This window comes from Hydrogenophaga sp. T2 (genome assembly GCF_049843535.1).
Classification (GTDB): Bacteria; Pseudomonadota; Gammaproteobacteria; order Burkholderiales; family Burkholderiaceae_C; genus Hydrogenophaga; species Hydrogenophaga crocea.
On the sequence record NZ_JBBHZJ010000001.1, the window covers coordinates 524,275 to 544,662 of the forward strand.

Below are 20,388 nucleotides of genomic sequence, written 5' to 3' on the forward strand. Positions count from 1 at the left end.
GCCAGACACAGCCGCCCGCGAGCACGCCAGAGCACACGAACCCCGCCACCCGGCCTCGCGAGGTAAATGATCGAAACAAGCTCCTCACAAAGAAGCCGTTACCCGCATGTAACTTAATTTCAATATCATCGCCCCATCGTGTAACCCAGAACAAGCCGCACGCCATGGAGACCCCCGCCCCCAGCCCGAGCGCCCTCGATCTCGTCATCTTCGGTGGCGCGGGCGATCTCTCGGTGCGCAAGCTGCTGCCCGCGCTCTACATGGCGCACCTGCACAAGACCCTGCCCGACGACACGCGCATCGTGGCACTGGGCCGCCAGGCCTGGGACCGCGCGGCGTTCACGGCCTTCATCGACGCGCAGGTGCGCGGCTTCATCGCCGCCGCCGAGTTCGACGCCACCGCCTGGGCCGGCTTCATTCAGCGCCTCGTGTACGTGGGCCTGGACGCCACGCGCGCCGACGACTTCGCCGCGCTCGCCCACGCGCTGCGGCCCGGCGCCGACCGCGTGTTCTACCTCGCCACCGCGCCCACGCTGTTCACCACCATCTGCGCCCACCTGCACGGCGCGGGGCTGGTCAACCCGCAATCGCGCGTGGTGCTCGAAAAACCCCTGGGCCACGACCTCGCCTCCGCGCGCACCATCAACGACGAGGTGGCCAGGTACTTCACCGAGGCCCAGACCTTCCGCATCGACCACTACCTGGGCAAGGAAACGGTGCAGAACCTCATGGTGCTGCGCTTTGGCAACGCCATCTTCGAGCCGCTGTGGCGCAGCCCCAGCATCAAGAGCGTGCAGATCACCGTGGCCGAGTCGGTGGGCGTGGGCAGCCGCGCGGGCTTCTACGACGGCACCGGCGCGCTGCGCGACATGGTGCAGAACCACCTGCTGCAGCTGCTGTGCATCGTGGCCATGGAGCCGCCCGTCTCGCTCGACCCCGACGCCGTGCGCGACGAGAAGCTCAAGGTGCTGCGCTCGCTGCGCCCCATGGGCGTGGCCGACGTGGCGCGCGACACCGTGCGCGGCCAGTACACCGCGGGCAACGTGGGCGGCGAGCGCGCCGTGGGCTATCTGCAGGAAGCCAACGTGCCCGAAGGCAGCGAGACCGAAACCTTCGTGGCGCTGCGCGCACACATCAACAACTGGCGCTGGGCCAACGTGCCCATTTTTCTGCGCACCGGCAAGCGCATGGCCGAGCGCCGCAGCGAGATCGTCATCGAGTTCGCGCCCCTGCCCTACTCGCTGTTTCCCGACACGCCGCGCCAGCCCGTCAACCGGCTGCTGATCCGCCTGCAGCCCGAAGAGCACGTGCAGCTGCAGATGATGGCCAAGCAGCCCGGCAGCGGCATGAAGCTGCGGCCCGTCTCGCTCGACCTCGACCTGCAATCGGCCATGACCGGCCGCCGCGCCGAGGCCTACGAGCGGCTGCTGATCGACGTCATCAAGGGCCGCCTCACCCACTTCATGCGCCGCGACGAGCTCGAGGCCGCCTGGGCCTGGGCCGAGCCCATCCTCGCGGGCTGGCAGGCGCTGGCCGAGAAGCCCCGGCCCTATGCGGCCGGCAGCTGGGGGCCCGCGGCCTCGTCGGCGCTGATGGCGCGCGAAGACACGAGCTGGTCGGAAGAAGCGTGAACGAGCCCTCGCGCCTGCACCCCTGCCCCTCGCCGGCCGCGCTCGCGCACGGCCTGGCCGCGTGGATCGCCGAGCGGCTGCGCGAGGCCATCGCCGCGCGCGGCCACGCGGTGCTCGCGGTGTCGGGTGGCAAGTCGCCGGTGCCGCTGTTCGAGGCCCTGCGCACGCAGCCACTCGACTGGTCGCGCGTGCGCATCACCCTGGTGGACGAGCGCTGCGTGCCGCCCGGGCACGCCGACAGCAACACCGCGCTGGTGCGCACCCACCTGCTGCAGGGCCCGGCCGCCGCGGCCACGTTCGTGCCCTGGTTCGACGCCCTGCCCACGGCCTTCGACCCCGCCGACGACGCCGCCCTGCAGCGCCTGGCCGACGGCGCGAACGCGCGCCTGGCCCACCAGCCCTGGCCCTGGGACCTCGCCGTGCTCGGCATGGGCGAAGACGGCCACACCGCCTCGCTCTTTCCCGGCGCCGACGGCCTGGCCCACGCGCTGCACGCCAGCGGCCCCGTGGCCTGGACGCGCCCCGCCACCGCGCCGCACGCGCGCCTCACCCTCACCCTGCCCGCGCTGCTCGCCACGCGGGAACTGGTCTTGCCCCTGATCGGCCCCACCAAGCTGCGCGTGTTCCAGCGGGCCCGGCTGGCGCAAGACGAAGCGCTGCCGGTCTCGCACCTGCTGCACCAGCACCACACGCCGGTCCACGTCTGGCTGGCCTGAACACCCCACGACCATGAACCCGCTGAACCCCGTCCTCGAGCGCGTCACGCGCCGCATCACCGAACGCAGCGCGCCCACGCGCCGCGCCTACCTCGACCACATGGCCGCGCAGCGCACGCGCGGCACGCAGCGCGCCGGCCTGGGCTGCGCCAACATGGCCCACACCACGGCCGCGCTGCCCCGGGAAGACAAGCTGCGCATCCACGCCGAGCGTGCGCCGCACATCGGCATCGTCACCGCCTACAACGACATGCTCTCGGCCCACCAGCCGTTCGAGGCCTACCCGAGCCTGATCCGCTGGCACGCGCAGCAGATCGGCGCCAGCGCCCAGGTGGCCGGCGGCGTGCCCGCCATGTGCGACGGCATCACCCAGGGCGAGGCCGGCATGGAGCTTTCGCTGTTCTCGCGCGACACCATCGCGCTGGCCACCGCGGTGGCGCTCTCGCACAACGTGTTCGACGCCGCGCTCATGCTCGGCGTGTGCGACAAGATCGTGCCCGGCCTGTTCATGGGCGCGCTGCAGTTCGGCCACCTGTCCACGGTGTTCGTGCCCGCCGGCCCCATGACCTCGGGCCTGTCGAACGACGACAAGGCCAAGGTGCGCCAGCAGTTCGCACAAGGCCTGGTGGGCCGCGAGGCGCTGCTGGAAAGCGAAGCGCAGGCGTACCACAGCCCCGGCACCTGCACCTTCTATGGCACCGCCAACAGCAACCAGATGCTCATGGAGATCATGGGCCTGCACCTGCCGGGCAGCTCGTTCGTGAACCCGGGCACGCCGCTGCGCGAGGCGCTCACCAAGGCCGCGGTGGAGCGCGCCGTGGCCAACAGCGGCCGCACCGGCCAGCCCTACCTGCCGCTGGCGCACATCATCGACGAGCGCGCCATCGTCAACGGCATCGTGGGCCTGCACGCCACCGGCGGCTCCACCAACCACACGCTGCACCTGGTGGCCATGGCGCGCGCCGCGGGCATCCTGATCGACTGGGACGACTTCGCCGAGCTTTCGGCCGTGGTGCCGCTGCTGGCGCGCGTGTACCCCAACGGCAGCGCCGACGTGAACCACTTCCACGCCGCGGGCGGCCTGGGCTTTCTGATGCGCGAGCTGCGCACGGCCGGCCTGCTGCACAGCGACGTGAACACCGTGATGGGCCCGGGCCTGGACGCCTACGCCTTCGAGCCCTGGCTCGACGGCGAACGCCTGGCCTGGCGGCCGATCGCCGAGCGCAGCGCCGACACCCACGTGCTGCGCCCGGTGAGCGAGCCCTTCAGCGCCGACGGCGGCCTGCGCCTGCTCACAGGCAACCTGGGCCGCAGCGTCATCAAGGTCTCGGCCGTGAAGCCGCAGCACCGCGTGGTGCGCGCGCCCGCCGTGGTGGTGCACGACCAGCAGGAACTGCTCGCCAAGTTCCAGGCCGGCGAGCTCGACAAAGACCTGATCGCCGTGGTGCGCTACCAGGGCCCGCGCGCCAACGGCATGCCCGAGCTGCACAAGCTCACGCCGCCGCTGGCGGTGCTGCAGGACAAGGGCTTCCAGGTGGCGCTGGTCACCGACGGCCGCATGTCCGGCGCCTCGGGCAAGGTGCCCGCGGCCATCCACGTCACGCCCGAGGCGCTGGCCGACGGCCCGATCGCGCGCGTGCGCGACGGCGACATGATCACGCTCGACGCCGAGCGCGGCGTGCTGCAGCTCGAGGTGGACGAAGCCACCCTGGCCGCGCGCAGCGCGCCCACGCCCGACCTCGACGCCCACCGCCACGGCAGCGGCCGCGAGCTGTTCGGCCTGTTCCGCGCCCAGGTGAGCGGCGCCGAACAAGGCGCTTCGCCGCTGTTCGGCTGATGCCCGGAGACCCCGAGATGACCGACACCCCCACCCCCCCCAACGCCCCCGCCCACCTCCAGCACCCGCGCTTTCGCTCGCGCGTGGTTCCCGTCATCGTGCTCAACGAGCCGCAGCACGCGGTGCCGCTCGCGCACGCGCTGCTCGAAGGCGGCATCGACGTGATGGAGATCACCCTGCGTTCGGACGCCGCGCTCGACGCCATCGAGGCGGTGGCCAAGGCCGTGCCCGAGATGCACCTGGGCGCGGGCACGGTCACGCGCGCCAGCGACGTGCCGCGCATCATCGACGCCGGGGCGCGCTTCGCGCTCTCGCCCGGCTGCACCGACGCGCTGGTCGACGCCATGCGCGCCACCGGCCTGCCCTTCATCCCGGGCGTGATGACGCCCGGCGAGGTCATGCGCGCGCGCGACCACGGCTTCACGCTCATGAAGCTCTTTCCCGCGCAGCAGGCCGGCGGCATCGCCATGCTCAAGGCGCTGGGCGCGCCGCTGCCCGACGTGCGCTTCTGCCCCACGGGCGGCGTGGGCCCCGACAACCTGCGCGAGGTGCTGGCCCTGCCCAACGTGGCCATGGCCGGCGGCTCGTGGCTCACGCCGGCCGACGCGCTGCAGGCCGGCGACTGGCCGCGCATCACGGCGCTGGCGCGCGAGGCGGCCGCCATCGCTCGCGGACAATGAGCCCCATGCCGCAGACCCCGCCCACCCCCTGGCCCCTGCCCGTCACCCTGCCCGCCTGGCAGCACCTGGCCGCGCTCGCGAGCGAGCAGCAGGTACCGCTGCGCGAGCGCCTCACCGAGCCCGACCGCGCCGAACGCCTCACCTGGTCGGCCGCGGGCATCACGCTCGATGCCAGCCGCCAGGCCATCGGCAGCGAGATCGAGCAGGCGCTGCTGCAGCTCGCGGCGCAGAGCGACCTCGCGGGCCAGCGCGAGGCCATGTTCCGCGGCGACCCCATCAACACCACCGAACAGCGCCCCGTGCTGCACGTGGCCCTGCGCGGCGACGCCGCGGGCGGCCCCTGGGGCCTCGAGGTGCAGGCCCTGGTGCAGCGCGAGCTCGACCGCGTCTGCCGCTTCGCCGACGAGGTGCGCGAAGGCATCGTGCGCAGCGCCTCGGGCCAGGCCTTCACCGACGTGGTCAACATCGGCATCGGCGGCTCCGACCTCGGCCCGCGCATGGCCGCCGACGCGCTGGCCCACCTGGCCAGCCCCACGCTGCGTGTGCACTACGTGTCCAACCCCGACGCCTGGGCGCTCTACAGCGTGCTGCGCGGGCTCGATGCGAAACGCACGCTGCTGATCGTGTCGAGCAAGACCTTCACCACGCAGGAAACGCTCACCAACGCCGCGAGCGCGCGCCAGTGGCTCACCGACCAGGGCGTGCCCGCCGACGCGATCGCCCGGCACCTCGTGGCCATCACCGCCTCGCCGGCCAAGGCCGCCGAACTCGGCTACCCCGCTGACCACACCTTCCTGTTCTGGGACTGGGTGGGCGGGCGTTACTCGCTGTGGTCGGCGCTGGGCCTGCCGCTGGCGCTGGGCATCGGCGGTGCGGCCTTCAAGCGCTTGCTCGCGGGCGGCCGCGCCATGGACGATCACTTCCGCCACGCGCCGCTGGCGCAGAACCTGCCGGTGCGGCTCGCGCTGCACGGCATCTGGAACCGCAACTTCCTGCAGCGGCCCACCCAGCTCATCGTGAGCTACGCCTCGCGGCTGGTGCGCTTCGTTCCCTTCGTGCAGCAGATGGACATGGAGTCCAACGGCAAGCGCGTGCACCTCGACGGCAGCGAGGCCACGGTGGACACCGGCCCCATCGTCTGGGGCGGCCTGGGCATCGACGGCCAGCACGCCTACTTCCAGCTGCTGCACCAGGGCCGCCACCAGGTGCCGGTGGATTTCATCGGCGTGCAGAGCGAAGACACGCCGCTGCCGCAGGCCGCCACGCACCACGGCGTGGTGAACGTGAACCTGCGCGCGCAGGCCCAGGCCTTCGCGCTCGGCCGCACGCGCGCCGAGACCGAGGCGCAGCTGTTGAAAGACGGCGCCGACGCCGCCACCGCGCGCGCCCTGGCGCCGCACCGCGAATTCCCGGGCAACGTGCCCAGCCACATCCTCTGGCTCGACCGGCTCGACCCCGAGCGCCTGGGCGCGCTGATCGCGCTCTACGAACACAAGGTGTTCACGCAGGCCGCGATCTGGCGCATCAACGCCTTCGACCAGTGGGGCGTGGAGCTGGGCAAGTCCATGGCGCGCGCCATGGAGCGCAGCGGCGGCTGAACGCGGCGCGGGCTGAGCGCGACGCTCACGCAGCGGCTCGCGTGATAAGGTGAACCCTCCCCCACCCGCCCCGACCCCCATGAGCCCACGCCAAACGCCCTTTCGCTGGTTGACCCTGGTGCCTCCGGCGGCGGTGCTGATCGCCTGCGGCGGCGACCCCGCCAGCCCAGGGGCGCCCGCGCCCACCGCGCCGACCACCCTGTCCGTGAGCGCCGGCGCGCTGGCGCTGGCGATGACCGGCACGCCGAGGTTGCTCACCGTGACCAACACCGGCACCCAGTCCGCGCTGAATGTCGCGGCCACCGTGAGCCAGGCCCTGCCGGTCGGCACCACGGTCGTGAGCACCTGCGGCACGCTGGCCCCGGGGGCCAGCTGCACCATCACGGTCACGCCCGGCGCCGTGCCCTCGGCCGCACCGGGTGATCTGAACCCCACGCCCGCGCGCCTGGCCATTGCCGGCAGCAACACCAACAACCTGAGCGTCGATGTGCAGGTGATCGGCCAGGGCAGCGTTCACCAGGGCGGCTATGTGTTCGCCATCGACGACAGCACGCCCAACACCGGCAGCATCGGCGGCAAGGTGGCCGGGCTCGGCGATGTCAGCGCGACCGCCCCCTGGAGCGCCGATGCCGGCGGCGTGGCCCTGGCGGTCGACGTCGTGGGCGCGGGCAGCCTCACGGACGGCAGCGCCAACACCAGCGCCATCGTCGCAGCCGTGCCGGCCGGCGTGGCCTTCCACGCGGCCGGCCTCTGTGCCGGATCGAGCGCACAGGGGTACAGCGACTGGTACCTGCCGGCGATTTGCGAGTTGCAGGGCGCGGGCGGCATTTGCCCGGTGGCCTCGAACAACGTGCAGAGCCTGGTGAACAGCGGCATCGGCGGACTCGCGGGCATCTACTGGTCGTCCACGCAGCTGTCGCCGTCAGCGGCCTTCGCCCAGGACACCGTGAGCGGCACGGCGTTCACGGTCAACAAGATCACCTTGCTCCCCGTTCGCTGCGCGCGGCCGTTGACCCCCTGACCCCGCGGCGCTGCTGTCGGACAGGCCGATCGGAGCGGTCCTACAGCGGCCGTTTGCGGGTCCTCCTAGCATGGCCGCATGCGGCGCCGCCCCGGTGCGCCGCCCCCGCAAAGGACACGCCATGACGCTTCGCAAGACCTCTGCCGCCCGCCCGCTGATCGCGGCCGCGGCCATCGCCCTCACGCTGCCCGCCTGGGCCGCGGGCACCGGCGCCCGCACCGGCACCGACCCCACCTACCGCCAGGAACGCGCGGCCTGCGCCGCCATGACCGACGCCGACGCACGCACGAGCTGCCTGCGCGACCTGGGCGCGGCGCGCCAGCAGGCGCAGCGCCAGGGCCGCGCGCCCGCGCCCTCGGCCGAACAACTGCAGCAGAACGCGCTGCAGCGCTGCACCGTGCACAAGGACACCGAGCAACGCGCCATCTGCGAACGCATGGTGCGCGGCGAAGGCGAGGTGTCGGGCTCGGTGAGCGGCGGCGGCCAGCTGCGCTCGCTCGAAACCCTCGAAGAGCCCATGACCCGCTGAGGACAGCGCGGCGCCCGCGGGGGGGCTCGCGCCGCGCGTTTGATCCAGATCAAGGCGCCGTCGGGCAGCCGCCCGACGGCCTCAAGTCGCCGGTGCAGAAGGCCGAAATCGAACCACGGCCTCGAAGGGCCGCGAACCCCCTGGGCGGCCACCGCCCCTCACCGATTGCGCCCCACCATGCCCTCCCGCCTCGACCCGAACGACACCCTGATCCTGATCGCCATCGGCGTGGTGGCCGCAGCCGCGGCCGCCTACGGCATCGTCTACGACGGGCTGGGTCTGGCGCTCGGGGTGGGCGCGCTGCTGCTCGGCGCGGCCACCGGCGTGGCCCTGGTCTCGCAGGGCGGCCTGGGCAGCCGCATCGGCCTGCCCGCGATCGGCATGGCCATGGTGGCGCTGGCCATCCACGTGGCCCGCGGCCACACCGAGGCGCACTTCGCGGTCTTCGCCTTCCTGGCCGTGACCACCGTCTACCGCCACTGGCTGCCGGTGCTGGCCGGCGCGGCCACCATCGCGGTGCACCACCTGAGCTTCAACTACCTGCAGCAATGGGGCTGGGGACCGATCTGCTTCACCGAGCCCAGCCTGCTGATCGTGGTCGAGCACGCCGCCTACGTGGTGGGCGAAGCCGCCATCCTCATGATGCTGGCCGCGCGCTCGCGCGCCGACTTCGCGGCCAATGAACAGCTCTCCGACATCGCCACCCGCCTGGTCACGCCCGACGGCGCGATCGACTTCGGCGCCGCGCAGCTCGAACGCCCCGCGCCGGCCGCCGCCCGCATGCTCGAGGTGCTGGGCCGCATCGAAGACGCCATCGCCACGGTGCGCGCCAGCACCGATTCGATCGCCAACGCGTCGAGCGAGATCGCCCAGGGCAGCATCGACCTGAGCCAGCGCACCGAGCAGACCGTGGGCAACCTACAGGAAACCGCCAGCGCCATGGACCAGCTCACCGGCGCGGTGCGCCAGTCGAGCAGCGCGGCGACCAAGGCCGACGAGATGGCGCGCTCGGCCTCCGAGGTGGCGCGCCGCGGCGGCGAGGTGGTGCAGCAGGTGGTGACCACCATGGAAGACATCCACGCCGCCAGCCGCAAGATCGGCGACATCATCGGCACCATCGACGGCATCGCCTTCCAGACCAACATCCTCGCGCTCAACGCGGCGGTGGAAGCCGCGCGCGCCGGTGAACAGGGCCGGGGTTTCGCCGTGGTGGCCGGCGAGGTGCGCAACCTCGCGCAGCGCAGCGCCGAGGCGGCCAAGGAGATCAAGGTGCTGATCGGCAACAGCGTGAGCCGCGTCGAAACCGGCAGCCAGCTCGTGGGCCATGCGGGCACCACCATGCAGGACATCGTGGGCAGCGTGCGCGGCGTCACCGACATCATCGGCGAGATCTCCGCCGCGTCGGCCGAGCAGAGCACGGGCATCGGCCACGTCAACGACGCCGTGGTGCAGCTCGAAACCATGACGCAGCAGAACGCCGCGCTGGTGGAAGAATCGGCCGCGGCCGCGGGCAGCCTGCGCGAGCAGTCGGCGCGCCTGGCCGAGGCGGTGAGCATGTTCCGCCTGCGCGCCCTCAGGTGACCGGCGCGGGGTTGAACAGCACCAGCTGGTTGTGCAGCTTCCAGCGCTCGGCCCAGGTTTTCTGGCGGCCGCTGGCCACGTCGAGCATGTAGCGGAACAGCTGCCAACCCACGTCTTCGATCGTGGCCTCGCCGTCGGCGATGGTGCCGGCGTTGATGTCCATGAGGTCGTGCCAGCGGCGCGCGAGCTCGGTGCGCGTGGCCACCTTGATCACCGGCACCGCGGCCAGGCCATAAGGCGTGCCGCGGCCGGTGGTGAACACGTGCAGGTTCATGCCCGCGGCCAGTTGCAGCGTGCCGCAGATGAAATCGCTCGCGGGCGTGGCCGCGTAGGTCAGGCCGCGGGCCCTGAGCTTCTCGCCCGGTGAGAGCACGTGGGCGATCGGCGCGCTGCCCGATTTCACGATCGAGCCCATGGCCTTCTCGACGATGTTGGAGAGCCCGCCCTTCTTGTTGCCCGGCGTGGTGTTGGCGCTGCGGTCCACGCTGCCGCGTTTCAGGTAGTCGTCGTACCAGGCCATCTCGCGCACCATGGCCTTCGCCACCTCGGGCGTGGCGGCGCGCGCGGTGAGCTGGGCGATGCCGTCACGCACCTCGGTGGTTTCCGAGAACATCACGCTCGCGCCCGCGCGCACCAGCAGGTCGGTGCAGAAGCCCACGGCCGGGTTCGCGGTGACGCCGCTGAAGGCGTCGCTGCCGCCGCACTGCACGCCCACCACGAGCTCGCTCGCGGGCACGGTCTCGCGGCGGCGCGCGTTCAGGCGCTTCAAATGCACCTCCGCCTGACGCACGATCGAGTCCACCATGGACATGAAACCGACGTGCGCATCGTCCTGCAAACAGACGACGTCCAGTCCGTCGGCTTCATCGCGCAGGTCGGCAATGGGGATGCTGCCCGGCGGCAGCAGCCGCTCGGGCTGCAGCTTCTCGCAGCCCAGGCTCACCACCATCACCTCGCCACCGAAGTTGGGGTTCTGGCTGATGTGGCGCAGCGTGCGGATGGGGATCACCGCGTCGGGCGCATCGATCGCCACGCCGCAGCCATAGCCGTGTTCGAGGGCGACCACGTCGTCCACGTTCGGGTACTTGGGCAGCAGCTCGGCCTTGATGCGCTGCACCGCGAAGTCGGTGACGCCGGCCACGCACTGCACCGTCTGCGTGATGGCCAGGATGTTGCGCGTGCCCACCGAGCCGTCGGGGTTGCGGTAGCCCTCGAAGGTGAAGCCTTCCAGCGGCGGCAGCGGCTCGCGCCGCCGCGTGGCCATGGGCAGGTCGTCGAGGCCGCGTGCCTCGGGCATCTGCAGCCGGCGCTCGTGCACCCAGGCGCCCGCGGCGATGTCCTCCAGCGCGAAGCCGATGGGCACGCCGTAGCGCAGCACCGCCGCGCCGCGTGGCAGCGCCACCAGCGCCACCTTGTGGCCCTGCGGCACCTTCTCCACCAGCACCGGCCCGCCGGGCAGCGCCGTGCCCGCGGGCAGGCCGCCCTCGTTGGCCACGATGGCCACGTTGTCCTCGGGGTGCATGCGGATGGTCAACGGCGCGCGGGCGGCCCCCGGCGCAAGGGTTTCGGCCATTCGGCGTCTCCTATGATGCGGCGCGCCTTCGGCGGTCCGGCCCCCTGGCCGGGGGCTTCCGCAAGGCGCTTGGTACCGGTACCATTCTACGCCGCAAATGAAAGACTCCGACAACAACCGGCGTGCCCGCCGCGGCAGCGGCGCCATCACCGTGCGCGACGTGGCCCGGCTCGCGGGCGTCGCGCCCATCACGGTCTCGCGCGTGCTCAACACGCCCGCCCAGGTCTCGCCCGACGTGCGCCAGAAGGTGCTCGAGGTGGTGCAGAAGACCGGCTACGTGCCCAACCGCCTCGCGGGCGGCCTGGCCTCGTCGCGCAGCCGGCTGATCGCCGCGGTGGTGCCGAGCACCGTGATGTCGGTGTTCATGCCCACCATCGAGGCCCTCAACGACACCCTGTTCGGCGCCGGCTACCAGCTCATGCTGGGCCAGTCCGACTACTCGCCCGAGCGCGAAGAGGCGCTGCTCGAAGCCATCGTGGGCCGCCGGCCCGACGGCATCCTGCTCACCGGCATCCTCGGCCCCAGCCCAGGCCGCACGCGGCTGCTGGCCTCGGGCATTCCGGTGGTGGAAACCTGGGACCTCACGCCCACACCGGTGGACATGCTGGTGGGCTTCTCGCACGCCGACATCGGCCGCGAGGTCGCGCGCTTCCTGCTGGCCAAGGGGCGGCGGCGGCTGGCGCTGATCCGCGCCGACGACGAGCGCGCCGAGCGCCGCGCCGCCGCCTTCATCGACGCGGTGGAGCGCGCCGGCCACGGCCCGGTGGCGGTGGTGAACGTGGGCGCCTCGCGCTCGCTGCGCAGCGGCCGCGAGGCCCTGGGCCGCCTGCTCGACACCGCGCCCGACACCGACGCCGTGTTCTGCAGCTCCGACCTGCTCGCGCTCGGCGTGGCCACCGAGGCGCGCGTGCGCGGCCTCGACGTGCCCGGCCGCATCGCGCTCATGGGCTTCGGCGACGTGCCCTTCGCCGCCGACATGGCGCCCGGCCTGAGCACGGTGCGCATCAACGGCGCCGAGATCGGCCGCCTGGCCGCGCGCTGGCTGATCGACCGCGCCGAAGGCCGGCCCGTGGCGCAGCCGGTGCGCGACATGGGCTTTTCCATCGTCGAACGCGAAACCACCTGAGGCCCCGGCCTCGGGGCATGCCCGGTTGACGCCCCGCTTTGGTACCGGTACCATGCCCGACGTTTTGATTTGGTACCGGTACCATTTCAAGCCCCTTCAGACCCCTACACGGAGACAAACCATGAAGAAGCTGCTGCTCGCGCTGGGCACCGCCATGACCCTGACCTCGGCCATGGCCTGGCCCACCAAGACCGTCACCCTCGTGGTGCCCTTCCCGCCCGGCGGCTCCACCGACCTGATTGCGCGCACGCTGCAGCCCAAGCTGGCCGAGAAATTCGGCGGCACCTTCGTGGTGGACAACAAGCCCGGCGCCACCGGCACCATCGGCGCGGCCCAGGTGGTGCGCTCGGCCCCCGACGGCCACACCCTGCTCGTGGCCTCGCTCGGCCCCTACGTGATCGCGCCGCACCTCACCAAGGTCACCTACGACGCCACCAAGGATTTCGACTACATCACCGTGGCCGTACAGGCCCCCAACGTGCTCGTGGTGCCCGCCGCCTCGCCGCACAAGACCATGGCCGACGTGATCGCCTGGCAAAAGGCCAACCCCGGCAAGATGACCTTCGCCTCCTCGGGCAACGGCAGCAGCGACCACCTCACCGCCGAGCTCTACTGGCAGCAGACCGGCACCAGCGGCGTGCACGTGCCCTACAAGGGCGGCGGCCCCGTGATGACCGACCTGCTGGGCAACCAGGTCGACTCCTCGTTCATGAACATCAACACCGCCATGCCGCAGATCCAGGCCGGCAAGCTGCGCGCGCTCTCCATCACCAGCGCCACGCGCTCGCCGCTGCTGCCCAACGTGCCCACGCTCGAAGAACTCGGCATCAAGGACGCCAACGTCTACTCGTGGCAGGCCGTGGCCGCGCCCAAGGGCATTCCGGCCGACGTGAAGGCCAAGCTGCAGGCCGCCATCAAGGACGCGCTCAACGACCCGGCCATCAAGCCCAAGCTGCTCGACCTCGGCTTCGAGATCGTGGCCAACACGCCCGAGCAGTTCACTGCCTTCCAGGCCGCGGAATTCGCGCGCTGGAAGAAGCTGATCGAGAGCCGCAACATCAAAGCCGACTGAGCTTTTCCGACCGAGCCTTTCATGCTGAACCCCGTCCCCGTCGGCGCCACGCCCCGCATCACCGAGCTCATCGCCATTCCCGTCGCGGGCCGCGACGGCATGCTGCTCAACCTAAGCGGGGCGCACGCGCCCTTCTTCACCCGCAACCTGCTGATCCTGCGCGACAGCGCCGGCCGCACCGGCGTGGGCGAGGTGCCCGGGGGCGAGAAGATCCGCCAGACCCTGGAAGACGCGCGCGAGCTGGTGGTGGGCCGCGCCATCGGCGACCACCAGCGCGTGCTGCGCGACATGCAGGCCCGCTTCGCTGACCGCGACCGCGGCGGCCGCGGCCTGCAGACCTTCGACCTGCGCACCACCATCCACGCCGTGACGGCCGTGGAATCGGCGCTGCTCGATCTGCTGGGCCAGCACCTGAACGTGCCGGTGGCCGCGCTGCTCGGCGAAGGCCAGCAGCGCGAATCGGTGGAGATGCTGGGCTACCTGTTCTTCGTGGGCGACCGCACGCTGACCGACCTGCCCTATGCGAGCGAGCCCGACCACCCCGACGCCTGGTGCCGCCTGCGCCACGAGAAAGCCATGACGCCCGAGGCCATCGTGCGCCTGGCCGAAGCCGCGCGCGAGCGCTACGGCTTCAACGACTTCAAGCTCAAGGGCGGCGTGCTGCGCGGCGACGAGGAGGTCGACGCCGTGATCGCGCTGCACGAGCGCTTTCCCGACGCGCGCGTGACGCTCGACCCCAACGGCGGCTGGCTGCTGAAAGACGCGATTCGCCTGGGCCAGCGCATGCGCGGCGTGGTGGCCTATGCCGAAGACCCCTGCGGCGCCGAAGACGGCTTTTCGGGTCGCGAGGTGATGGCCGAGTTCCGCCGCGCCACCGGCCTGCCCACGGCCACCAACATGGTCGCCACCGACTGGCGCCAACTGAGCCACGCGCTCGCGCTGCAAAGCGTGGACATTCCCCTGGCCGACCCGCACTTCTGGACCATGGCCGGCAGCGTGCGCGTGGCCCAGACCTGCCGCGACTGGGGCCTGACCTGGGGCTCGCACTCCAACAACCACTTCGACGTGTCGCTGGCCATGTTCACCCACGTGGGCGCGGCGGCCCCGGGCAAGGTCACCGCCATCGACACCCACTGGATATGGCAGGATGGGCAGCGCCTGACCCAGGAACCGCTGCAGATCGTGAACGGCCATGTGCAAGTGCCCCGCAAGCCCGGACTGGGCGTGACGCTCGACATGGCCGAGGTGGAAAAGGCCAACCGCCTGTACCAGCAACACGGCCTGGGCGCGCGCGACGACGCGATCGCCATGCAGTGCCTGATCCCCAACTGGCGCTTTGACCCGAAGCGCCCCTGCATGGTCCGCTGAACCCGATCCCTTCACCCCACACGAACCCATGCGACCGAACCGACTGCGCGAAATCTGGGCCCAAGGCGGCGCCGTGATCAACGGCTGGCTGGCCATTGCCAACAGCTTCTCCGCCGAAACCATGGCCCACCAGGGCTGGGACTCGCTCACCATCGACCTGCAGCACGGCGTGGTGGACTACGCGGGCATGGTGCCCATGCTGCAGGCCATCTCCACCACGAACACCGTGCCCGTGGTGCGCGTGCCCTGGCTCGAGCCCGGCATCATCATGAAAACGCTCGACGCGGGCGCCTACGGCGTGATCTGCCCCATGGTGAACACGCGGGCCGACGCCGAGAAGCTCGTGGCCTACACCCACTACGCGCCCCAAGGCACACGCAGCTTCGGCCCGGTGCGCGCCCTGCTCTACGGCGGCGCCGACTACCCGCAGCACGCCAACGACACCATCGTGGCCTTCGCCATGATCGAGACCGCGCAGGCGCTCGAGAACCTCGACGACATCCTGGCCACGCCCGGCCTCGACGCGATCTACATCGGCCCCTCGGACCTCTCGCTCGCGCTCGGCTGCAAGCCCGCCTTCGACGACCTCGACCCCAAGGCCGCCGAGGCGGTGCAACACATCCTCAACCGCGCCAAGGCGCACGGCGTGGTGGCCGGCTGCCACAACGGCACACCCGAGGCCGCGCTCAAGCGCATCGCCATGGGCTTCCAGTTCGTCACCATCAGCTCCGACGCGCGCCTGATGGCCGCGGGCGCGCAGCAGGTGGTGAACACCATGCGCGCCGGCGCACGCAAATGACCACCCAACCCTCCACTCCCCTTAGCAGCATGAAACTTGGATTCATCGGCCTCGGCATCATGGGCACGCCCATGGCGCTGCACCTCGCCAACGCGGGCCACCCACTGTTTGTGCACACGCGCCGCAGCGTGCCCGAGGCCATCACCGCCGCGGGCGGCGTGCGCGCCGAGAACGCGGCCGCCGTGGCGCGCGAGGCCGAGGTGATCTTCACCATGGTGCCCGACACGCCCGACGTGGAGGCCGTGCTGTTCGGCCCCGGCGGCGTGGCCGAAGGCCTGCAGGGCGCGGGCGGCGCGCGCAAGGTGGTGGTGGACATGAGCTCCATCTCGCCCATGGCCACCAAGGCCTTCGCGCAGCGCATCAACGCGCTCGGCGCCGACTACATCGACGCGCCCGTGTCGGGCGGCGAAGTGGGCGCCAAGGCCGCGTCGCTCACCATCATGTGCGGCGGCGACGAAGCCGTGTTCCACCGCGTGAAGCCCCTGCTGGAGCTGATGGGCAAGAACATCACGCTCGTGGGCGGCAACGGCGACGGCCAGACCACCAAGGTGGCCAACCAGATCATCGTGGCGCTGAACATCGCGGCCGTGAGCGAGGCCCTGGTGTTCGCGAGCAAGGCCGGCGCCGACCCGGCCAAGGTGCGCCAGGCCCTCATGGGCGGCTTCGCGTCCAGCCGCATCCTGGAAGTGCACGGCGAGCGCATGATCAAGCGCAGCTTCAACCCGGGTTTTCGCATCAAGCTGCACCAGAAGGACCTGGGGCTGGCGCTGCAGGGCGCGCGTGAGCTGGGCGTGGCGCTGCCGCAGACGGCGGGCGCGGCGCAGTTGATGCAGGCCTGCGCCGCCAACGGCCTGGCCGATCTGGACCACTCGGCGCTGGTGCAGGCGCTGGAGCTCATGGCCCAGCACCCGGTCGCCCAGGGCTGACGCGGCCGCCGGCCTGGACCGTCGGCGTAGGCGCCAGACACCTCAGGCCTCGGGCGCCTCAAACAGCAGGCGCCGGCCCGGGGCATCGCCCACGGGCGAACCATTGGTGGTGCGCAACTGCAGGTCGCCGCTCAGCCGAAACAGCAGCGGGCCCACGGCGGGCGACTCGCCCGGCGCGGGCGCCCACAGCGCGCCCATCCAGTCCAGGGCCCGGCGCGGGCCCGCGCCGCGCCGCGGTGCCAGCCGCGCAATGCCGCTCAAGTCCGCCACGGGAATCTGGGCCAGCAGATCCAGCAGGCTCGCGTCCCAACCCACCAGGGTGGTCTGCGACCGCCGCCGGCCGTGGCAGCACACGTCGTGCACCAGCAGGTACCAGGGCCGCTCCAGCGCGAGCGTGACGGCGGGCCAGTGCGTCTGGCGCGGGGCGACCTGCGAAGGGTGGAGGTACTGCACGAGGCCGGGGGCGGTGATGAACACAGTTGGGCTCCAAAAATTCGAACACAAAAATGTGCCTCTAAGTAGCAATCCCGCCGTGTTCGGTGCCAACCTTTTTTGGTGTCTGAACCAGCCCCCGAACTTCTGCCTTGCCTCGCCCGGTTGGCGGCCAACCTCCGCGCGCTTCGAGCGGAGAGCAACTGGACGTCCAGCGCACTGGCGGATCAGGCGCATGTGAGCCGGCGCATGCTTCAACTGCTGGAGATGGGCAAGGTCAACGTCTCATTGGGCACGGTGGACAAGCTGGCGCGGGCCCTTGGCGTCACCACGGGTTCACTGCTGGGGAAACGGCCTGCGGCCCGGCAAGCCAGCGCGACCTCGATCGAGCAGGTTCTGGCATCGAACCTCCAATCGGCGAGGAAAGAACGGCAGATGACCCAGGAAGCCCTGGCTCAGCGATCCGGTATCAGCAGGCCCGTGATCGCGCACATCGAACGCCAGGCGCGCAACCCATCGCTGCAAACGCTGGCGCGGCTTGCGGCGGCGCTGGATTTGTCGGTTGAAGGGCTGCTGAGCAAGTAGGTTGGGCCGGCGGGGCGGGGGCTGCCGTGCGGCTGGGTGTCTCAGTTGCAGCGGTTGTCTGCGTTCGACTATCTGATTCCGATGGCGGCTATCGGCCGGCAGCAGCCCGTGCCTATAGTCCGCCAAAGCGGACGACCGCAAACTATTTATGCTAGCGTACAAATATGCCGAATCTTATGCCCTTTTAATTGCCATACTTCCCGCGCCTAGATTTTCGATAGCCTGCAACTGTACCTGCTTCGGCTAGATGACAGTCTACAGTTAGGGGGACAGGTCCCGAAGTCCGTCAAGGCTGCCTCCACAAATCAAAGCTAGACCAAGCACATGAGCGAATTCAAACTTCCCGAAGAATTCATCGAGAGCTCCAAGGCACTGCATGTCCAAAGGGTACGGACCGCAACCTCTATTGGTCTTCTTGTTATCCAGTTCAACAGGCTAGAGTACGACCTTGGTGAATTCCTTGGAGTCTTCCTGAAACGAAAAAACCAAGAAGAACATTTCGAAAACATCGCAATTATGACTGCAGCGCTTAGCTTTGGACAAAAGCTTGATCTGCTTTCAGCTCTTTACCTCAAGAGATACCGTGAACAGCCCAAGCAATGCGAAATTTTCAAAAGAATAATATTACAGATGTCGAAATATGAGGAGTACAGAAATTCGCTTGTTCATTCTCGCTGGGGAACTCAAACCTTTGGTGACTCTGAGTTCAAACGATTTAAGTCAAACATCAAGGGACGCAAAGGGTTAAGAAAAGTTGCCGAGCTTGCTGATTGGCGCCAGATTCGTACGATTTGCACGGAAATGCAAAGCTTCAATTGCATAGAAATGCTTGAGATTTATCGTGGCTGCGCAAGATATGAGGCAATGTCAGAGGAGACGATTAATAGATTGAGCGTGCGTATGACAGAACGCTTAAGCGGGGCGCTGCAAGCGGCGGGTATATAGCTTCGCGCTGGATGTCATACACGTCAAAAGCTGTTTACCCGGGGGGATGTCCAGGGATGACCCGACCACGAGGGTCCGCACCCAATCAGAAGCCGCCCTCGACCCCCATCAGCCAATCACCCCCCGAATCCCCACCAACAACTCCTCCACCAACGCCCCCGTCGCCGGCGACAAATGGCTCTCCTGCCGCCGGTACAGCGCATACCGCCGCGTGGTCTGCACGTCGCGCAGCGGCAGGATGCGGATGGCTTGGCCCGGGTTGGGGGCCGGTGGTTCGAACAGGGCGCGCGGCATCCAGCCCAGGTAGCCGCCGCCCGCCACCAGCCGGCGCAGCAGGTTGATGGACTTCGATTCCACGCTCGCGGCGGGCACCGGCAGTTGGCGCTCGGCAAACAGTTGCTGCCAGTCTTCGCGCGGCTGCAGGCCGCGCGGCACCAGGGCCCAGCGCTGCTCGGCCAGGTCGGCCAGGCGCATGTCGGTGCGGCCGCACAGCGGGTGGGTTTCGCCCAGCACCACGTAGCAGCCTTCCTGCCACGCGCCTTCGGTGATGCGCTTCAGCCCGGGCGCGGTGGGCACGTCGAAGGTCAGGGCCAGGTCGATCTCGCCGCGCGCGAGCTGCGCCAGCAGGTCTTCGGTGAGACCCTCTTCCACGCTGGCCTGCAGCCCGGGCCACTTCTGCAGCAGGCGCTCCACCGTGGCGGGCACAAAGCTCTCCAGCGCGCTGGCCACCGCGCCCACGCGCACGCGGCCGCGGCCCATGCCGCGCAGCGCCTCGATGGCCTGCACCGCGCGCGCCGATTCGTTCAGCAGCAGCCGCGCATGGGGCGCGAGTTGCGCGCCGTATTCGGTGAGCGTGGCGCCGCGCTGGTGGCGCTCGAACAAGGGCACGCCCAACTGCTCTTCCAGCCGCTTCACGATGCGGCTCAGGGCCGGCTGCGTCACGTGCAGCACCTCGGCCGCCTTGCCCAGCGAACCGCAGTCGACGATGGTCTGAAAGGCGTGGATCTCGCGCAGGTTCAGCAGCATGGTGGGCCCGAAAAGTTCGGCGGCATCTTACGGGCGGGCGCGCGCGGGCCGCACCGCATCGGTATGCCTTGGGGCCGATTCGTCATGCCCGCGCGCGGCAGGCCGTGCCTAGACTGCGTCGCCCCCTCCACCCCCCAAGACACAACCCATGCTCACCAACGAAGAACTCCAGCGCGTGCTGCAGCAGCGCCAGCAACTGCGCACCCAGGTGTCGCCCGAGGAATGGGCCGCGCGCGTCGAGCTCGCGGCCTGCTACCGGCTCATCGCGCACTTCCGCATGACGGACTGGATCTACAACCACATTTCGTCGCGCGTGCCGGGCTCGCACGAGCACTACCTCATCAACCCCTTCGGCCTGCTGTACGAAGAGGTGTCGGCGTCGAACCTGGTGAAGGTGGACGTGCACGGCCGGCTGGCGGAAGACGTGCCGCTGGAGGTGAACCCCGCGGCCTTCGTGATCCACGGCGCGATCCACACCGCGCGGCCCGACGTGGGCTGCGTTCTGCACACGCACACCGCCGCGGGCGTGGCGGTGGCCGCGCAGGCCGATGGCCTGCTGCCGATTTCGCAGCACGCCATGCGCGTGTACGGCCAGATCGGCTACCACGACTTCGAGGGCATTGCGCTGGACAACGCCGAGCAGCAGCGCCTGGTGGCCGACATGGGGTCCAACAACATCCTGATCCTGCGCAACCACGGCCTGCTCACCGCGGGCCGCACCGTGCCCGAGGCCTTCGAGCTCATGTTCTACCTGGAGCGCGCCTGCCAGATCCAGATCGCGGCCACCTCGGGGCCGCAGAAGCTGGTGTTTCCCTCGGCCGAGGTGCAGTCGCGCGCCATCGCGCAGTTCGCGGACTCGCCGTCGTACATCCAGGGGCGCGACTGGCTCGCGCTCATCCGGCTGCTCGACCGCATCGATCCTTCGTACCGCAGCTGAGCCTCG

The 20,388-nt window shown here is 70.2% G+C and carries 19 protein-coding genes; 16 read left to right on the top strand and 3 right to left on the bottom strand.

Translation table 11 applies throughout. From position 1 onward, the window contains the following. The first annotated feature begins 164 nt into the window (after positions 1 to 164). The 8 genes from zwf (at position 165) to WDZ95_RS02540 (ending at position 9,593) form a co-directional block, all read left to right on the top strand. Positions 165 to 1,631 carry a glucose-6-phosphate dehydrogenase gene (zwf, locus tag WDZ95_RS02505; protein WP_425776050.1) on the top strand — a complete coding sequence of 489 codons (1,467 nt, stop codon included), beginning with the start codon at positions 165 to 167 and terminating at the stop codon, positions 1,629 to 1,631. Beyond that, positions 1,628 to 2,347 (top strand): 6-phosphogluconolactonase, encoded by a 720-nt coding sequence (gene pgl / locus WDZ95_RS02510; protein ID WP_425776051.1) that lies wholly within the window; start codon positions 1,628 to 1,630, stop codon positions 2,345 to 2,347. The genes zwf and pgl overlap by 4 nt, the downstream gene beginning before the upstream one ends. A gap of 13 nt (positions 2,348 to 2,360) precedes the next feature. After that, a complete protein-coding gene (edd, locus tag WDZ95_RS02515; protein ID WP_425776052.1) occupies positions 2,361 to 4,184 on the top strand; it encodes a phosphogluconate dehydratase in 1,824 nt (607 codons plus the stop codon). A gap of 17 nt (positions 4,185 to 4,201) precedes the next feature. Continuing rightward, on the top strand, positions 4,202 to 4,864 hold the full coding sequence (gene eda / locus WDZ95_RS02520; protein ID WP_425776053.1) for a bifunctional 4-hydroxy-2-oxoglutarate aldolase/2-dehydro-3-deoxy-phosphogluconate aldolase: 663 nt from the start codon (positions 4,202 to 4,204) through the stop codon (positions 4,862 to 4,864). A 5-nt stretch (positions 4,865 to 4,869) separates the two neighbouring features. Then, positions 4,870 to 6,462, top strand: a complete 1,593-nt coding sequence (gene pgi / locus WDZ95_RS02525) for a glucose-6-phosphate isomerase (protein WP_425776054.1) — start codon at positions 4,870 to 4,872, stop codon at positions 6,460 to 6,462. Between the two features lie 79 nt (positions 6,463 to 6,541). Beyond that, positions 6,542 to 7,483, top strand: a complete 942-nt coding sequence (locus tag WDZ95_RS02530) for a hypothetical protein (RefSeq protein ID WP_425776055.1) — start codon at positions 6,542 to 6,544, stop codon at positions 7,481 to 7,483. A 121-nt stretch (positions 7,484 to 7,604) separates the two neighbouring features. After that, the gene (locus WDZ95_RS02535) at positions 7,605 to 8,012 is read left to right on the top strand and encodes a hypothetical protein (RefSeq protein ID WP_425776056.1); all 408 of its coding nucleotides are present in this window, start codon (positions 7,605 to 7,607) and stop codon (positions 8,010 to 8,012) included. A 177-nt stretch (positions 8,013 to 8,189) separates the two neighbouring features. Next, on the top strand, positions 8,190 to 9,593 hold the full coding sequence (locus tag WDZ95_RS02540) for a methyl-accepting chemotaxis protein (protein ID WP_425776057.1): 1,404 nt from the start codon (positions 8,190 to 8,192) through the stop codon (positions 9,591 to 9,593). Here the strand turns inward: WDZ95_RS02540 and garD are convergent. After that, positions 9,586 to 11,166 (bottom strand): galactarate dehydratase, encoded by a 1,581-nt coding sequence (garD, locus tag WDZ95_RS02545; RefSeq protein WP_425776058.1) that lies wholly within the window; start codon positions 11,164 to 11,166, stop codon positions 9,586 to 9,588. The genes WDZ95_RS02540 and garD overlap by 8 nt on opposite strands. Positions 11,167 to 11,263: 97 nt before the next feature. Here garD and WDZ95_RS02550 point away from each other — a divergent pair, with 97 nt between their 5' ends. The 5 genes from WDZ95_RS02550 (at position 11,264) to WDZ95_RS02570 (ending at position 16,457) form a co-directional block, all read left to right on the top strand. Continuing rightward, positions 11,264 to 12,292: a LacI family DNA-binding transcriptional regulator gene (locus tag WDZ95_RS02550; RefSeq protein WP_425776059.1), complete on the top strand. Its 1,029-nt coding sequence runs from the start codon at positions 11,264 to 11,266 to the stop codon at positions 12,290 to 12,292. Positions 12,293 to 12,413: 121 nt separating this feature from the next. Beyond that, positions 12,414 to 13,364, top strand: coding sequence for a Bug family tripartite tricarboxylate transporter substrate binding protein (locus WDZ95_RS02555; RefSeq protein ID WP_425776060.1), 951 nt, complete (start codon positions 12,414 to 12,416; stop codon positions 13,362 to 13,364). A 21-nt stretch (positions 13,365 to 13,385) separates the two neighbouring features. After that, entirely contained in the window at positions 13,386 to 14,732 is a 1,347-nt protein-coding gene (gudD, locus tag WDZ95_RS02560; RefSeq protein WP_425776061.1) for a glucarate dehydratase, read from the top strand. 28 nt (positions 14,733 to 14,760) lie between these two features. Beyond that, positions 14,761 to 15,531 carry an HpcH/HpaI aldolase family protein gene (locus tag WDZ95_RS02565; RefSeq protein WP_425776062.1) on the top strand — a complete coding sequence of 257 codons (771 nt, stop codon included), beginning with the start codon at positions 14,761 to 14,763 and terminating at the stop codon, positions 15,529 to 15,531. A gap of 29 nt (positions 15,532 to 15,560) precedes the next feature. Further along, positions 15,561 to 16,457: a 2-hydroxy-3-oxopropionate reductase gene (locus tag WDZ95_RS02570; protein ID WP_425776063.1), complete on the top strand. Its 897-nt coding sequence runs from the start codon at positions 15,561 to 15,563 to the stop codon at positions 16,455 to 16,457. A 42-nt stretch (positions 16,458 to 16,499) separates the two neighbouring features. On the opposite strand, the gene WDZ95_RS02575 is transcribed toward WDZ95_RS02570, so the two are convergent. Further along, positions 16,500 to 16,934 carry a hypothetical protein gene (locus tag WDZ95_RS02575; RefSeq protein WP_425776064.1) on the bottom strand — a complete coding sequence of 145 codons (435 nt, stop codon included), beginning with the start codon at positions 16,932 to 16,934 and terminating at the stop codon, positions 16,500 to 16,502. Positions 16,935 to 17,012: 78 nt separating this feature from the next. Here WDZ95_RS02575 and WDZ95_RS02580 point away from each other — a divergent pair, with 78 nt between their 5' ends. Together WDZ95_RS02580 and WDZ95_RS02585 are read left to right on the top strand one after the other, a co-directional pair. Next, entirely contained in the window at positions 17,013 to 17,474 is a 462-nt protein-coding gene (locus WDZ95_RS02580) for a helix-turn-helix domain-containing protein (protein ID WP_425776065.1), read from the top strand. A gap of 324 nt (positions 17,475 to 17,798) precedes the next feature. Continuing rightward, a complete protein-coding gene (locus WDZ95_RS02585; RefSeq protein ID WP_425776066.1) occupies positions 17,799 to 18,419 on the top strand; it encodes a hypothetical protein in 621 nt (206 codons plus the stop codon). A gap of 108 nt (positions 18,420 to 18,527) precedes the next feature. Here the strand turns inward: WDZ95_RS02585 and WDZ95_RS02590 are convergent, their stop codons facing one another. Next, entirely contained in the window at positions 18,528 to 19,445 is a 918-nt protein-coding gene (locus WDZ95_RS02590; RefSeq protein ID WP_425776067.1) for a LysR family transcriptional regulator, read from the bottom strand. Between the two features lie 148 nt (positions 19,446 to 19,593). Here WDZ95_RS02590 and WDZ95_RS02595 point away from each other — a divergent pair, with 148 nt between their 5' ends. Next, positions 19,594 to 20,382 (top strand): class II aldolase/adducin family protein, encoded by a 789-nt coding sequence (locus tag WDZ95_RS02595; RefSeq protein ID WP_166227118.1) that lies wholly within the window; start codon positions 19,594 to 19,596, stop codon positions 20,380 to 20,382. Positions 20,383 to 20,388 lie beyond the last annotated feature (6 nt).